The organism is Actinomyces sp. zg328 (assembly GCF_009829635.1).
GTDB classification, from domain to species: Bacteria; Actinomycetota; Actinomycetes; order Actinomycetales; family Actinomycetaceae; genus Actinomyces; species Actinomyces marmotae.
In genome coordinates this window covers 1-15,528 of the sequence record NZ_VWPE01000031.1, presented here as the reverse complement: position 1 = coordinate 15,528, position 15,528 = coordinate 1, and the positions used below count along the sequence as shown (strand labels likewise).

The 15,528-nt window shown below is 72.5% G+C and carries 11 protein-coding genes; 1 reads left to right on the top strand and 10 read right to left on the bottom strand.

Features of this window, described 5'->3' with window-relative positions; translation table 11 throughout:
- From GVV75_RS09675 to rsmI, 10 genes are all read right to left on the bottom strand, one after another.
- The coding region (locus tag GVV75_RS09675; protein WP_159814538.1) for a hypothetical protein at positions 1-624 on the bottom strand (624 nt) is incomplete at its 3' end.
- Between the two features lie 96 nt (positions 625-720).
- The gene (locus GVV75_RS09670; RefSeq protein WP_159524644.1) at positions 721-2,673 is read right to left on the bottom strand and encodes an ABC-F family ATP-binding cassette domain-containing protein; all 1,953 of its coding nucleotides are present in this window, start codon (positions 2,671-2,673) and stop codon (positions 721-723) included.
- Positions 2,673-3,659: a 4-(cytidine 5'-diphospho)-2-C-methyl-D-erythritol kinase gene (locus GVV75_RS09665; RefSeq protein ID WP_159814536.1), complete on the bottom strand. Its 987-nt coding sequence runs from the start codon at positions 3,657-3,659 to the stop codon at positions 2,673-2,675. Before GVV75_RS09665 ends, GVV75_RS09670 begins: the two co-directional genes overlap by 1 nt.
- A complete protein-coding gene (rsmA, locus tag GVV75_RS09660) occupies positions 3,656-4,642 on the bottom strand; it encodes a 16S rRNA (adenine(1518)-N(6)/adenine(1519)-N(6))-dimethyltransferase RsmA (protein WP_159814534.1) in 987 nt (328 codons plus the stop codon). The genes GVV75_RS09665 and rsmA overlap by 4 nt, the downstream gene beginning before the upstream one ends.
- 162 nt (positions 4,643-4,804) lie before the next feature.
- Complete coding sequence (locus GVV75_RS09655) at positions 4,805-5,563, bottom strand: resuscitation-promoting factor (RefSeq protein WP_159814533.1); 759 nt, start codon at positions 5,561-5,563, stop codon at positions 4,805-4,807.
- A 209-nt stretch (positions 5,564-5,772) separates the two neighbouring features.
- On the bottom strand, positions 5,773-6,645 hold the full coding sequence (locus tag GVV75_RS09650; RefSeq protein WP_159814531.1) for a G5 domain-containing protein: 873 nt from the start codon (positions 6,643-6,645) through the stop codon (positions 5,773-5,775).
- A 257-nt stretch (positions 6,646-6,902) separates the two neighbouring features.
- Complete coding sequence (locus GVV75_RS09645; protein ID WP_159524641.1) at positions 6,903-7,844, bottom strand: G5 domain-containing protein; 942 nt, start codon at positions 7,842-7,844, stop codon at positions 6,903-6,905.
- Positions 7,845-7,999: 155 nt separating this feature from the next.
- Complete coding sequence (locus tag GVV75_RS09640) at positions 8,000-8,959, bottom strand: TatD family hydrolase (RefSeq protein WP_159814529.1); 960 nt, start codon at positions 8,957-8,959, stop codon at positions 8,000-8,002.
- Complete coding sequence (gene metG / locus GVV75_RS09635) at positions 8,956-10,815, bottom strand: methionine--tRNA ligase (protein ID WP_159814527.1); 1,860 nt, start codon at positions 10,813-10,815, stop codon at positions 8,956-8,958. The genes GVV75_RS09640 and metG overlap by 4 nt, the downstream gene beginning before the upstream one ends.
- 129 nt (positions 10,816-10,944) lie before the next feature.
- Positions 10,945-11,901: a 16S rRNA (cytidine(1402)-2'-O)-methyltransferase gene (gene rsmI, locus GVV75_RS09630; RefSeq protein WP_159814525.1), complete on the bottom strand. Its 957-nt coding sequence runs from the start codon at positions 11,899-11,901 to the stop codon at positions 10,945-10,947.
- 35 nt (positions 11,902-11,936) lie between these two features.
- Between rsmI and GVV75_RS09625 the strand changes: the two genes are divergently transcribed.
- Positions 11,937-13,847 (top strand): dolichyl-phosphate-mannose--protein mannosyltransferase, encoded by a 1,911-nt coding sequence (locus GVV75_RS09625; protein ID WP_236266130.1) that lies wholly within the window; start codon positions 11,937-11,939, stop codon positions 13,845-13,847.
- Positions 13,848-15,528: the final 1,681 nt, after the last annotated feature.

Below are 15,528 nucleotides of genomic sequence, written 5' to 3'. Positions count from 1 at the left end.
AGTCGGCGCCGCCGGCGGCGCGACCGGTGCGGCCGCCGGGGCGGGGGCGCCGGCGAGGACATCGGCGGTGGGGCGGCTCGTGGCGGGAGAGGGGCCGGAGGCCTCAGCACGGCGGGGGAGGCTGGCCGCGTCGTGGACGGTGGACGCGCCCTCGGGCCGCTCCTCCTCCGCGAGCGCGGGCAGCGCCACGACGCTGACCGGCGCGATGCCGTCGGCCAGGGGCCGCATGATGCCGTCACCGGTGTCCGGGGTGAGCAGAACCAGGGTGTCGGAAGGCTCAACGATGGTCTCGGTCCACGTGGAGGTGGGGCCCGAGGCGATATCCCCGTGGGAGGTGCGCACGATCCCGCGCCCCCGCACGGCCACGTGCCGGTTCCCGTCGGGCTCGAGGAGGACGAAGGCAAAATCGGGCCGCTCACCCGTGCGGGCGACGACGCTGGAGATGACGTCCCACAGGACGGCCGCCGTCGTCAGGCCGTCCCCGTGGAGGTCCCGCCAGAGCCGCTCGACGATCGGCATGGGGATGACCGGGGGCAGGATGAGGGCGGCGCGCGGCGTGATGATTCCGTGCCAGTCGCCAGCGCCCCAGCGGGCCTCGCCGATCGTGCCTGCAGCCTCGCGCACAGGACCTCCTCTTGGGCCAGCCGGCCTGACCCTCAGGCTCGGCACCCGGCCGTTGCGTCCCGACCATCGTAAGGGGAAGTGGGGTGAGGAGCCGAGTCAGGACTCCAACGATTCGGCAGCATCTAGCCAGGCCTCCTCCAGGGCGGCGTGCTCGGCCTGGGCCTGGGCGAGCTCGCGCCCCAGCCCTGCCAGCTCGCCCAGGCGCGAGGGCTCGGCTGAGGCCTCCTCAAGGCGGGCGTGGAGGTCCTCGATGCGGGAGGCGGCGCGCTCCATCCGCCGCTCGATCCGCCCGAGGGCCTTGGTGGCCTCGCGGCGCTGGGCGCCGGTGAGCGGTGGCCGCGCGGATGGGCCGGGACCCCCGTCGTCGCCGGGGCGGTCGTCGCCAGAGCGCCCGGAGCCGGGGCGATCGCGCGCCCCGACGACGACGCCCCGCCCAACGCCGTCGGCCGCGACCCGGCGCAGCTCGAGATACTCCTCGACCCCGCCGGGCAGATCGCGCACCTGTCCGTCCCCGAGGACGGCGACCTGGTGGTCGGTGACGCGCTCGAGGAGGTAGCGGTCGTGGGAGACGACGACGAGCGTGCCCGGGAAGGTGTCGAGGATGTCCTCGACGGCGGCGAGGGTGTCAGTGTCGAGGTCGTTGGTGGGCTCGTCGAGGAGGAGGACATTGGGCTCGGTCATGAGCAGGCGCAGCAGTTGGAGGCGGCGCCGCTCCCCTCCGGATATCTCGCCGACGCGCGTCCAGGCGCGCTGGCGGGTGAAGCCGAGCCGCTCGACAAGCTGGGTGGCGGTGAGCTCCTTGCCGCCGACCATGACGCGCTCCCCCACCTGGGCGACGGCCTCGACGACGCGCAGGTCGGCCAGGGCGTCGAGCTCGTGAGTGGACTGGGACAGGGTCGCGACGGCGACCGTTGTGCCACGGACTACCCGCCCGGAGGTGGGCTCGAGGACGCCCTCGAGGAGCCTGAGAAGGGTGGTCTTGCCCGCGCCGTTGACGCCGACAATGCCGACGCGCTCGCCGGGGGCCAGGCGCCAGGTGACATGGCGCAGGACCTCTGCGGGGGCGGCGCCGTCGGCCGGGCCCGCGCCCGGCGCGGCCCCACCTCCCCTCCCCGGGTAACTCAGGCTCACGTCCTCTAGGTCGATGACCTTCTTGCCCAGGCGGGCGGTGGCCATGGCGGCGAGCTGGACGGTGTCGCGCGGCGGGGGCACATCGGCGATGAGCGCCTCGGCGGCCTCGATGCGGAAGCGGGGCTTGGAGGTGCGGGCCGGAGCGCCCCGCCGCAGCCAGGCGAGCTCCTTGCGCAGGAGGTTGTCGCGCTTGGCGGCGGCGACGGCGGCCTGGCGGGCGCGCTCGGCGCGAGCCAGGACGTAGGCCGCGTAGCCGCCGTCGTAGGTCTCGATGCGCCCGGGCACCTGGGGGCGGTCGCCACCGGGGTCGACGCCGGGGACGACCTCCCACACGTTGGTGCAGATGGCGTCGAGGAACCAGCGGTCGTGGGTGACGACGACGAGTGCCCCGGCCCCGGCGCGCCGCCCGGAGAAGCGGGCATTGAGATGCCGGGCGAGCCAGTCGACGCCTTCGACGTCGAGGTGGTTGGTGGGCTCGTCGAGGAGCACGATCCGGGCGTCGGCGGTCAGGACGGCGGCCAGGGCGACGCGGCGCCGCTGCCCGCCGGACAGGGTGGTGACGTCGGCGGAGGGGCTGACGTCGGCGAGCAGGCCCGCGTGGATGTCGCGGATGGCGGGATCGGAGGCCCATTCGTGCTCGGGGGCGTCACCGTGGACGGCACGGGTGACAGTGGTGCCCGGGGTGAAGTCGTCGGACTGAGTCAGCAGCGCGATGCTGAGGTCCCCGGCGCGCGTGATGCGGCCGCCGTCGGGCTCCCGCTTTCCGGCCAGGGCCGCGAGGAGAGTGGACTTGCCGGCGCCGTTGGGGCCCAGGACGCCCACGCGGGTTCCATCCTCAATGCCGAGGCGGACGCCGTCGAGGAGGGCTCGCGACCCGACGATGATGCGCAGGTCCTCAATGCCCAGCAGATGCGCCATCAGCCCACCACCCGGGCGCCGGCGACGGGGGCATCGGCGCGCACGACGTCGGCGCACTGGCCCGAGGCGGAAAGGGCCCGGGCGACGCGCTGGGCGGTGGCCGAGTCGGGGGCGAGCGCGGCGATGGTGGGCCCGGAGCCGGAGACGATGGCGCGCAGGGCCCCGGCCCGCTCGGCGGTCTCGATGACCTCTCCGAGCTCGGGGCGCAGGTCGAGGGCGGCCTCCTGAAGATCGTTGGCCAGGCAGTCGGCGAGGGCCTCGGCGTCGCCGGCGCGCAGGGCGGCCGTGAGGGCCTCGGGGACCTCAGCGGGGGCGGCCGGGGCCCCGGCGTCTGCGGCCCTGGTGGCGCTGAGTTCGTCGAAGCGGGTGAAGACGGCCGGGGTGGACAGGCCCTCGCGGGACAGGGCGAACACCCACTGGTAGGTGCCGCGCCCCATGAGTGGGGTGAGTCGATCGCCGACGCCGTGGCCGAGCGCCGTGGCTCCCATGAGGGGGAACGGGACGTCGGCGCCGAGCCGGGCCGCCAGGTCGAGGAGGTCGCCCAGTCCCAGGCCGGTGCCCCACAGGTGGTTACAGGCGAGCAGCGTCGCAGCGGCGTCGGCGCTGCCCCCGGCCATGCCCCCGGCCACGGGCACTCGCTTGCGCAGGAGGAGGTCGACGCCCTCGGTCACGCCGGTGGCCTCGGCGAGGAGGCGGGCGGCGCGCACGACGAGGTTGCGCTCGTCGGTGGGGACGGCGTCGTCGGGATCGGCGAGGGTGAGGGTGATGCGGCCGCGCGCGTCGAGGGCCTGGCGGCGCGCGGTGACGGTCTCGATGAGGCGCACGGCCTGAAAGACGGTGGTCAAGGGGTGGTAGCCGTCGGGGCGGGGGGCACCGACCGATAGGAACAGGTTGACCTTGCCGGGGGCCTCGACGCGCACGGAGGTCGCGGAGCCCGCGCGGGGGCCGGTGGCGTCCGGGTCGGGGACGGCGCGCAGGTGGTTCATCGCTTCTCCTCGATGGCGGTGCTGCTGGTGGGGGCCTGAGGGGCGGCCAGCGCCTCAGGGGCGGCGAGGGCCTCGGCGAGGGCGGCGAAGGCGGTGATGTCGAGGCGCTCGCCGCGCAGCGCGGGATCGATGCCGGCGCTTCGGCAGGCGGCCTCGGCGGCACCGGGGCTCCCGGCCAGCGTGGCGAGGGCCTGGCGGAGGGTCTTGCGGCGTTGGGCGAAGGCGGCGTCGACGACGGCGAAGACCTCCTCCCGGCTGGCGGTCGTGGCGGGGGGCTCGCGGCGGGTGAGCTCAACGAGCGCGGAGTCGACCCCGGGGACAGGCCAGAAGACGGTGCGCCCGATGGTGATGGTGCGGCGGGCGGCGGCGTACCAGGCGGTCTTAGCCGAGGGGACGCCGTAGGTGCGGCTGCCGGGGGCGGCGGCGAGCCGGTCGGCGACCTCGGCCTGGACCATGACGGTGGCTGAGCGGATCGACGGCAGAGCGGCGAGCACGGTGAGGAGCACGGGGACGGCGACGTTGTAGGGCAGGTTGGCCACGAGCCGGGTGGGGGCGGCGGGGGCAGGCGCCGCGGGATCTGGCGCCGCGCCGTCGTCGGGCTGGGCGAACCCCAGCGATTCGAGGCCGGTGATGGACAGGGCGTCGGCGTTGATGACGCTCAAGCGCTCAGCGGCGCTGGGCATCCGATCGGCGACGGTCGCCGGCAGGGCGCGGGCGAGCGGGGGGTCGATCTCGACGGCGACGACGCGAGCCCCGGCCTCCAGGAGCGCCAGGGTCAGGGAGCCCAGGCCCGGGCCGATCTCGAGGACGCACTCGCCCGGCTCGACGCCCGCGGAGCGCACGATGCGGCGCACAGTCCCCGCGTCGTGGACGAAGTTCTGCCCGAGGGTCTTGGTGGGGCGAATGCCGAGGTCGGCGGCCAGTCCCCGGATCTCGGCGGGGCCGAGCAGTCCGGCGCCAGCCTGGGGTGTCGTATCGGGCATGGGCCCAAGCCTACCGGCGCCCCGCCCCACCCCCTCGCCGAGACCGGTCGAAATCAGGAGCGAGACCGGTCGAAATCAGGAGCGAGACCGGTCCAGTGCGCCATGGGCGGCACCACCGCGCCCCCGAGCACGCGGCACAAGCGCTCCGCGCGCCTCGGCGCATCAGTGCCCGCAGCCCCACTGGCTCCAGCCGGAGCGCCGCTGGAGGATCTTGGCGCGCATGGTCTGCTCCTCGGGACTGGCGTCAATGGGGTTGCCGGTGCCACCCACAGAGGCCCACGTCTCCAGGGAGAATTGGTAGAGCCCGTAGTACCCGGCGGGATTGACGGCACGCGGGTTGCCACCGGACTCGCATTGGGCGAGCCGCCGGAAGTCATCGTCAAGACTGCCGTCATCGGCGGGCGCGGCCGCGCTCCGCGACGATCCCGAGGAGGAGCCGGCGCCGCTCGACGCCGTCGGAGTGGCCGCGGCATCCTTGGTGCCCACGAGGACGACCTCATCGACCTTCGCGGTCATGACCACGGACGACACGGCCTCGCGGGACACCTCCACGCCGTCGGCGCTGATCACGCGGTAGGTGACGCGGGCGACGCCGTCGACGCCAGTGGTCTTGACCTTCTTCTCCCCCTTGGGGAGCTGGTCGGTCTCCTCCTCGGTGGAGCCGTGCGCCTCAGTGGTGTCCTCAACGACGAGCGATTCCTCGGTCGAGATCGGGGAGGTGCTGGCGGCCTCATGAGAACTGCCGAGCGAGGCGATGCCGGCGTCGTCCTTGACGGCGCTGGCCTGGTCGGGGTTCTGCGTGGAGGCGCTCGTGGTGGCCACAGCGGCATAGGCGCCGCCGGGGACGAGCAGGCCGACGGCGACGGCGATGGCGCCGGCTCTCAGGGCGTGGGCCCGACTGCCAGGGGTTCGCGGAGTCATGGGATTCGCTCCTCGGGGTGGGACGGAGTGTCCACGCTACCCGAGGAGCCGCGCCCCGCGCCATTGAGCCGGTCACCCCCAAGCGCCATCTCGCCGGAGGAGCCGGGGAACCACAGACCGGCTCATGACGAGCCGACGGCGCCGCCTGAGAAGAGGGAACCGGTCTCGCCGTTATTTTCGACCGGTCTCGGCGAGGGGAGGGAGGGGGATCAGTACCAGCCGGTGCTCTCGGAGTGGGACCAGGCGGCGCAGGGGCTGCCGTAGCGGCCCTGGATGTAGCCCAGGCCCCACTTGATCTGGGTGGCGGGGTTGGTCTGCCAGTCCGAGCCGGCCGAGGCCATCTTGCCCCCGGGCAGGGCCTGCGGGATCCCATAGGCGCCCGAGGAGGCGTTCCGGGCCTGGTAGTTCCAGCCGGACTCGCGGTTCCACAGGCTCACCAGGCAGGAGAACTCGCTGTCCCCCCAGCCGTAGGCGCCCATCATGGAGCGGGCGATCGCCTGCGCGCTGGCCGCGTCGGTACCGGAGGCGGCCGGGGGCGCCGTCGGCGCGCCGCCCCTGCCGGCCTGACCGCTCCCGGCACCGTCCGCCGGGGAGTCCTGGCCGGCCTTCTCCTTGGTGCCCACGAGGACGACCTCATCGACCTTGGCGGTCACGACGATGGTGGAGACGACCTCGCGGGAGAGTTCCGTGCCGTCGGCGGCGGCGGTGACCCGCGAGACGGTGCGGGTGACACCGTCGACGCCGGCGGTCTTGACCTTCTTCTCCCCCTTGGGGAGCTGGTCGGTCTCCTCCTCGGTGGAGCCGTGCGACTCGGTGACGTCCTCGACGACGACGTTCTCCGCGCTGGCGGCGGCGCTCTGCGTCTGGGGGACCTCGCCTCCGATCGCGGGGGTCAAGTCCGGCTTGGCGGTGGGGGCCTCAGCGGCCTGCGCGATGTCGCCGCCGGTCAGGGAGGGTAGCGGCAGGGACCCGTTGCCGGCAGAATCGACGGCGGCGTAGGCGCCACCGGAGACGCCCGCGGCGACGGCCGCGGCGAGGGCGCCGGAGCGGACGAGGATGTGCTTGCGGGGGGCGGGAGTCACGTGACTCCTCCTTCCATGGGCTTGACTACCCTCACGCTAACGGACGCCCGTCGGTCGTTTCCATTGAGGCCAGTCACATGCGCGAGCACGCGATCGCGGCGCAGCCGGTCAGAGGCGTTTCGGGCGAGGAAACTCACGGCGAGCCGCGCTCAATCGCGATCTCGCGCCCCGCTGCCCTCGGCGGGCCGGGCGGGCCCGCAGCGGGCCGCCCGGCCCAAGCGGCCAGGGCACCTCAGTCGTGTCCCGGCCGGAGCGGCTCAGTACCAGTTGGTGGCCTCGGAGTGGGCCCAGGCGGCACAGGGGCTGCCGTAGCGGCCCTGGATGTAGCCCAGCCCCCACTTGATCTGGGTGGCGGGGTTGGAGGCCCAGTCGCTGGACACCGAGCCCATCTTCTCGCCGGGCAGGGACTGCGGGATCCCGTAGGCCCCGGAGGAGGGGTTGACGGCCTGGTAGTCCCACTGGGACTCGCGGGTCCACAGGCGGTCCAAACAGGAGAACTGGTCCTCGCCCCAGCCGTAGGAGGACAGCAGGGCTTTGCCGATCGCCTGGGCGGAGGCCTTGGTCTTGCCGTCGCCCGCCTGGGCGATGGCGACGTCCTGAGGGGTGCCCTTGCCGACGACGACGACCTCGTCAACGCGCTTGGTCACGGCGACGCTGGAGAGGACCTCGCGGGAGACCTCCTGGCCGTCGACGCTGACGACCCGGTAGGTGACACGGGTGACGCCGTCGACGCCGGCGGTCTCGACCTTCTTGTCACCGGCGGCCAGGGATGAACTCTCCTTCTCCGAGGAGGCGTGCGGGTCGGCCACATCCTCGGTGAGGGTGGAGAAGGTCTCCGCGCCCGTCGTGGCGATGCCACCGCCAGCGTCGCCGGAGGACGCGCGAGCGGCGTGGCCCTGGGTGGTGGCGTCGTCGTCGACGGTCGATCCGAGGGCGGCCAGAGCGGGGGAGGCGGATTCGTCGGCCGCGTCCTCGTGGGCGTTGACGGCGGCCCAAGCGCTCCCGGACACGGCGATGGACAGCGCAGTGGCCACGCCACCGGCACGGGCCACGACGGGGCCCACCGAGGTGCGCGCCGGGCCCTCGGCCCGCCTGCGGCCGTGGCCTGCCTTGCGGTCCGCGGTCAGGGACCGGGCGGCGAGAGCTCCGAGTTCGGTGAGCGTAGTATTCAGGGAACTACTGTCGGAGTGACGACCCACGGTATTGACTTCCTATCACTCGGGGATGGGCTTCACGCTAACCGACACCCCGTCTCGTGGGCAATGCTCCCCATCACATCCCCTTCGCCGCGACCTGATCGCTCGAAGGGGGCGCCGTCCCTTAGGCGCATGCGCCTTGACAGGCCCGCGCCCCCTCAGCGCGGGGCCGGCGCGCCGGGCCAGTGCCCATAGACCTCGGTGGTGGTGGCCTCCAGGCGCTCGCACATGACGCGCTCGTCCAGACCCCGCTGCTCAGCGAGGAAGCGGACGGTGTCGCCCATGAGGTAACTGGCGTTGGGCCGCCCGCGCCAGGGCTTGGGCGGCAGGTAGGGGGCGTCGGTCTCCACGAGCAGGAGATCGTCGGGCACGATGGCGACGGCGTCGCGCAGCGCGCCGTTGGAGGGGTAGGTGAGGGGGCCGGCGATGGAGGCGTACCAGTGGTTCTCCGCGCAGGCCTGGGCGAGCGGCGCTCCGCCGCTGAAGCAGTGGAGCACCGTGCGCTCGGGGGCGCCGTCGGCCAGGAGGACCTCGACGCAGTCCTCGTGGGCGTCGCGGTCGTGGATCTGCAGGGGCAGGTCGAGCTCCTTGGCCAGGGCGATATGGGCGCGGAAGGCCTCGCGCTGGACGGCGGCTCCGCGCTCGCCGGTGCGGAAGAGGTCCATGCCGGTCTCCCCCACGGCGACGACGGCGGCCCCCGCCGCTCGGATGAGCGCCTCGAGTCGGCTCATGGCCTCGTCGAGGGGCTCGGCGTGGTGCTCCTCCGCGCGCGGCTCCAGGCCGTCGGGCCCGATCTCGCGCACCCCGGCGTGCAGCACGGCCTCGTTGGGGTGGATGGCCAGCGCCGCGCGCACCCCGGCCAGGGCGCGGGCGAGGCCGATGCTCCCCTCCCACGCGGGGGCCTCGCAGGCGGAGGTGATGATGCGGGTGATGCCGCGCGCGGCAGCCCGCTCGACGAGCTCGGCCGCACTCAGCGGCGCGTCGGCCCCGGGGCCGCTGGGCGGCAGCCCAGGCACGGGCAGGTGCGCGTGGTTGTCGGTGACGGGCGCCGCCAGGGGCGCGACGGCGTCGGCGGGCGGCCAGGACCGCTCCCCGGGGGCGCGGCGGGAGCGGCTCATGCCCCGGTGACGTCGTCGGGGGCGGAGTCGGCGTAGCGGGCCAGCTCCTCCTCGACGATGGACTCGTCGAGCTTGGTGAACACGGGGGCGGGCTTGGCGATCGGGGCGCCGACGACGACCTCATGCCGTCCCCAGGTCGGGGCGCCGGTGTAGTCACCGGTGATGATGGGGTAGCCGGCGCGCCCATCGAAGTCGGCGGGCAGCACCTCGGGATCGAGCTCGGCCACCTCCTCGATGCGCGGCATGGGGGTGATCCGGCCGCTGCCGCCCAGGACGCGGTCGATGTCGTTGGCCGCGTGGGGCAGGAAGGGCGAGAGCATGAGGTTGAGATCGGCGACCGCCTGGGCGAGGGTGTGCAGGATGGTCGCGAGCCGCGCCTGGGTGGCCTCATCCTCGCCCTTGAGTTTGAAGGGCTGGGTGTCGGCGATGTACTTGTTGGCCTCCCCCACCAGGCGCATCGCCTCGGCGAGGGCGGCCTTCTGCCGGTGGGCGCGGATGAGGCCGCCGACGACGTCGAACCCGGCCTCGATGGCGTCCAGGAGCGCGGCGTCCTCCTCGGCCCGCTCACCGGGGGCGGGGATGGCGCCGAAGCGCTTGTGGATCATGGTGGCGGTGCGGTTGACGAGGTTGCCCCAGCCGGCGACGAGCTCGGAGTTGGTGCGGCGCACGAACTCGGCCCAGGTGAAGTCGGCGTCGGCGGTCTCAGGGCCCGCGGCGCAGATGAAGTAGCGAAGGGCGTCGGCCTGGTAGCGCTCCAGGAAGTCGCGCACGTAGATGACGATGCCGTGGGAGGAGGAGAACTTCTTTCCCTCCATGGTGAGGAACTCGCTGGAGACCACCTCGGTGGGGAGGTTGAGCGCGCCGAGCTCTCCGGAGCCGACGCCGGGCAGGCCCGCGCGGCTGCCCTGGCCGTTGTAGCCGAGCAGCTCGGCGGGCCAGATCTGGGAGTGGAAGACGATGTTGTCCTTGCCCATGAAGTAGTAGGACAGGGCATCGGGGTCGGCCCACCACTGCTTCCAGGCCTCGGCGTCGCCGGTGCGGCGCGCCCACTCGATGGAGGCGGACAGGTAGCCGATGACGGCGTCAAACCAGACGTAGAGGCGCTTGGAGGGCTGGTCCTCCCAGCCGGGGACGGGGATGCCCCAGTCGATGTCGCGCGTCATGGCGCGGGGGCGGATCTCGGCCAGGATGTTCTTGGAGAAGCGGATGACGTTGGGGCGCCACGTGCCCGAGGCCTCGCGCTCGTCGAGCCAGTCACCCAGGGCGTCGGCCAGGGCGGGCAGGTCGAGGAAGTAGTGGGTGGAGTCGATGAACTCGGGGGTCTCGCCGTTGATCCGCGAGTGCGGTTTGATCAGGTCGGTGGGGTCAAGCTGGTTGCCACAGGCGTCGCACTGGTCGCCGCGGGCGCCGTCGGCGCCGCAGATCGGGCAGGTGCCCTCGATATAGCGGTCGGGCAGGGTGCGGCCGGTCGACGGCGAGATAGCAGAGCGGGTGACCCGCTCGACCATGTAGCCGTTGTCCCGCACGGTGCGGAACATCTCTTGGACCACCCGGTAGTGGTTGCCCGCCGTCGTGCGGGTGAAGAGGTCGTAGGACAGGCCGAGGGCGACGAGGTCCTCGACGATGAGCCGGTTGTTGCGGTCGGCGAGCTCGCGGGCGCTCACGCCCTCGGCATCCGCGGCCACGAGGATCGGGGTGCCGTGCTCATCAGTGCCCGAGACCATGAGGACGTCGTGCCCCGCCATGCGCATATAGCGGGAGAAGACGTCGGAGGGGACACCGAAACCGGCGACGTGGCCGATGTGGCGGGGGCCGTTGGCGTAGGGCCAGGCGACGGCGGACAGGATGTGGCTCATGGGACAAGCCTATCCGCTCGCGCGCGAGGCGCCGTATGGTGGTCGCGGGCGCACTCCGGGGAGTCGGGGGCGCCGGGGCGCCCCCGGCGGCCGTCAACCGGCCGCGTCACAGGCTGGGGGCGGGGTCCGTCAATGGCGGAGCGCCAGGGCGCGCTCGTAGACGGCGTTGGGCCGCAGCCCACTGCCGCGCGCCACCTGGGCGGCGGCCTCCTTCAGGCGCATGCCGCCGTCGGCCAGTGCCAGCGCCGCCGCGGCGGCCTGCTCGGGATCGGCTGAGCGCTGCGGGGCCCCGGCGACGACGAGCACGATCTCCCCGAGCACCTCACCGGCCGTGGAGGCGGCGAGCTCGGCGAGCGTGGCCCGGCGCACCTCCTCATGGGTTTTGGTGAGCTCGCGGCACAACGCGGCGGGCCGCTCGGGGCCGAAGGCCTCGACCATCGCCTTAAGAGTCGCGTGGACACGGCGCGGGGACTCGAAGAGGACCATGGTGCGCCGCTCATCGGCGAGTTCGGCCAGGGCCCGGCCCCGCTCCCCCTGCTTGCGGGGCAGGAAGCCCTCGAAGCAGAAGCGATCGGAGGCCAGGCCCGAGACAGCCAGTGCGGTGAGGACGGCTGAGGGCCCGGGGGCAGCGCTTACGGGCACGCCCGCCTCGGCGGCGGCCACGACGAGCCGGTAGCCGGGGTCGGAGACGGAGGGCATTCCGGCGTCGGAGACCATGACGACGCTCTGCCCGGACTGGGCGGCCTCGATGAGCTCGCCGGTCCGCTGGGCTTCATTGTGCTCGTGGTACGCCACGGTCCTGCCGCCGATGCGCAAGCCGAGCCGCTGGGCGAGAGCCTTGACCCGCCGGGTGTCCTCAGCCGCGACGATGTCCGCCTTCTCCAGGGCCAGGCGCAGCCGGGCCGAGGCGTCACCGGCGTTCCCGATGGGCGTGGCGGCCAGGAGGATCTCGCCTGGCCGTGGGACATCGGCCCCCGGCGTGGCGGGTCCGGGAGCGCCCGCCTCACCGACACTGCCGGCGGAATCGCGCGGATGGGCCTCGTTCTCGGTCTCGTGGGCGCCCGGGGGCGCGGTGACGTCGCTCATGGGCCCAGTATGGCGCTCCCCTTTAGACTCGCCGGGTGACTGATAACAGGCATGACCATCCCGACGTCCCTGAGGTCGCAGGCCAGCCGGGCGCCGTCGACGAGCCCCCCTTCATGAGCGCTCCTGACGCCGAGACCGCCTCTCCTCGCGAGGAGTTGGAGCGCTGGACGGCTGGCGAGCGGCCAGCGCCCGCGGCTGCCCCCCTGACGGAGGGCCGCTCGGAGGACGATCTACGGGAGCGCCTCGGGCTGCGCCCCACCTCCTGGGCGCTCGCTGCCTCCCTGCGCGTCAATGGCTGGATCGTCACCGCGATCGTCACCCTGTTGGCGGCGGTCACGCGCTTCGTGGGGCTGTCCCACCCGCGGGGCCTCATGTTCGACGAGATCTACTACGTCAAGGAGGGCTACGCGCTCTGGCACGTCGGCTATGAGGCCGAGTGGAAGGAGGGGGCCGACGCCCTCTTCACCACGGGCGACGTCGCCCAAGCCCTGACCACGAAGCCCTCCTACGTCGTCCACCCCCAGCTCGGGAAGTGGCTCATCGGCTCGGGCATGGAGATCTTCGGCGTCAATTCCTTCGGCTGGCGGTTCATGCCGGCACTGGCGGGCGTGCTCACCGTCCTCCTCGTCACGCGGATCATGATGCGGCTCGTCCCCTCCCCGCTCCTGGCCGGCCTGGCGGGCTTTTTCCTGGCCATCGACGGGATCGGCATCACCGAGTCCCGGATCGCCCTCCTTGACAACTTCATCGGCCTGTTCGCCACCTGCGCCCTGTACTGCCTCGTGCGCGACCGCCAGTGGACGCGCGAGCGCTTGGCACGCGGCCTCGCCGGTCAGCCCGCGGGCAGTGTCCCTCCCCTGCTCCTGTGGCGGCCGTGGCTCCTGGCGACAGCGATCAGCCTGGGCCTGACCTGCTCGATCAAGTGGTCGGGCCTCTACCTCCTCGCCGCGGTGGGGATCCTGGTCGTGGTGTGGGACGTCTGCGCGCTGCGAGCGGTCAGGGCTCGCTCTTGGCGAGTAGTGGGCTTCCTCGGCAGGAGCCTGCAGGACTTCCTCTACCTGGTGCCCACGGCGATCATCGTGTACGTGCTCGGCTGGTTCTCCTGGTTCGCCCATCCTCATGCCTTCAACCACGGCTGGGCCGCGCAGCGGCGCGCGACCGGCCAGACACTGCCCCGGGCGTGGATGCCTGACTCCCTCAACAGCCTTCTCGACTACCACATCCAGATGTACCGCTTCCACGTGGGCCTGGACAGCAGTCACCCGTACATGTCGAAGCCGATCTCCTGGCTGGCGCAGTTACGCCCGACGCTCTTCTACTACCCTCCCAAGGAGGACCTGGGCGGCTCCTGCGGCTCCAGCCATTGCGTGGAAGCGATCTCCGCGATCGGGAACATCCCGGTGTGGTGGTTCGGCATTGGGGCGCTCGCCGTCATCGTCACGGTGGCGGTGGCGCGCCGCGACTGGAGGATGTGGGTGCCACTGATCGGCTATGTGGGCCTCTACGTGCCGTGGTTCCAGTACCCGGACCGCACGATCTTCTCCTTCTACACGGTGGCCTTCGTGCCGTGCGTCGTCATGGCGCTCGCTCTCGCGCTGGGATCGCTGTCCGGGATGATCCCGCCAGTGCCGGGCTCGGCAGCCGCTAGGGCCGAGGGGCGCGCCGTCATCGCGGGGGAGACGGGACCGGGCCTGCCGGCGCCCCGGGGGATCGTGGCGCGCTTCCTGGGCTTCGGAAGGTGGCACGGGATCATCAACCCGCGCTTCCTCACACCCACGTGGATCGGCGTCTCCGGGTGGCGCCTGAGGTATGAGGGGCTGGCGGCGATGGGCGTGGTCGTCTCGCTCTCAATCATCTTCGCCGTGCTGTGGTGGCCCCTGTGGACAGGCCAGAGGATCAGCTACGACTACTGGTACTGGCACATCTGGTTCCGGAGCTGGATCTGAATCAGTCGGCCGCGCGTTTCGACAGGCCGACGAGCCTCGTCGCCTGAGCCATCTCGCCCGCCGGATGTGGGCGGGATCGTGCGGCAGCGTCGTTCGCTGCTGCGGGGTGGGGGCATGTGGGCGCGCGTGGGCTCGCGCATGGGTCCGCGAAGGGCGCGGGACGGGCGCGGGACGGGCGCGGGCGGGATCGTGCGTGGGAGCGCGGACGCGCGGGCGAGGCGCGGGCCAGCACGAGCGAGCACGGGCCGCCCCACCCCACACAAACCGTCTCACCCCACACAAACCGTCTCACCCCCGGGATACCGCCTCACCCTGCAGAAACCGTCTCACCTCCGGGATACCGTCTCACCTCCGCAGATACGGCCTCGCCCCGCACAAACCGCCTCACCCCATAGATACCGTCTCACCCCCGGGATACCGTCTCACCCCCGGGATACCGTCTCACCCCGCAGATACGGCCTCAAACTGCGAGAATGAGGGCGCAACGCCGGGCCGAGACGGTATCCCCGGGCCCAGACGGTATCCCCGGGGGCAGGCGGTGTCCCCGGGGGCAGGCTCTCGCCTAGAGCCCCCGGGTGGGCGGGGTGCCGACCACTCTTTAGGCCCTCTTGGCGGACGCGGGGTGACGAAGAGGGGCAACAAAAAAAGGGGGGCCCCAGCCCCCCCACCACCGGGCCCCCCAGGGCCCCGCCACCGGGACCCCCGGGCCCTCCTGCTTATCGAGTGATCCCCGGGGCCAGAGCCATCCCTCGTCGCGCGACGCGCTGGTGACCGCCGATCAGGGAAGCGACCCATTTTTCAGGCCTGACGCGCCCCCGGGAACGGGACCGGTCACCGAAAGACTGATTCACCCTGTGAAGTCAGGGACCATCCACCATGGGGGTCAACGACATCGGAGCGCTCATCGACATCGAGGCCGGCAAGCCCGACCACTGGGGCCCAAGGACCGCCACCCCAAGCCAGCCACCGCAGCGTGGGCGGCCCCCGGCCCACGAGCGAGCACGAGCCAGCACGGACCAGTATGAGCCGCCCAACCCCCCCCCCGGGATACCGCCTCACCCCACACAAACCGCCTCACCTCCGGGATACCGTCTCACCTCCGCAGATACGGCCTCAAACTGCGAGAATGAGGGCGCAACGCCGGGCCGAGACGGTATCCCCGGGCCCAGACGGTATCCCCGGGCCCAGACGGTATCCCCGGGCCGAGACGGTATCTGGAGACCAAGACCGCAACGCCGGGCCGAGGCGGTATCCCCGGGGGCAGGCTCCCGCCTGGAACCCCCGGGTAGGCGGGGTGCCGACCACTCTTTAGGCCCTCTTGGCGGACGCGAGGCGACAAAGCAAGACAACAAAAAAGGGGGGCCCCAGCCCCCACCACCGGGACCCCCGCCCCCCCCCCTAAAAGGGGCCCTCGCCCGCCCCCGGGCGCGCAGACGCAGGCCCGGGGACCCCCGGGGGTGGGGGGCACCAAAACAAAAAGAGTGGTGGGCCCTGTCTTAGCGCTCAACACACCCCCTTCAAGACCTGCCGCACCGCTCAGCGATACAACACCCTTTAGGACGCGTGGAACAACCCAGAACAGGGCCCACCACCATCATGTGTATGCCCGGCGGTGTCCTACTCTCCCGCCCCCTGGCAGGGACAGTACCATCGGCGCTGGGGGTCTTAGCTTCCGGGTTCG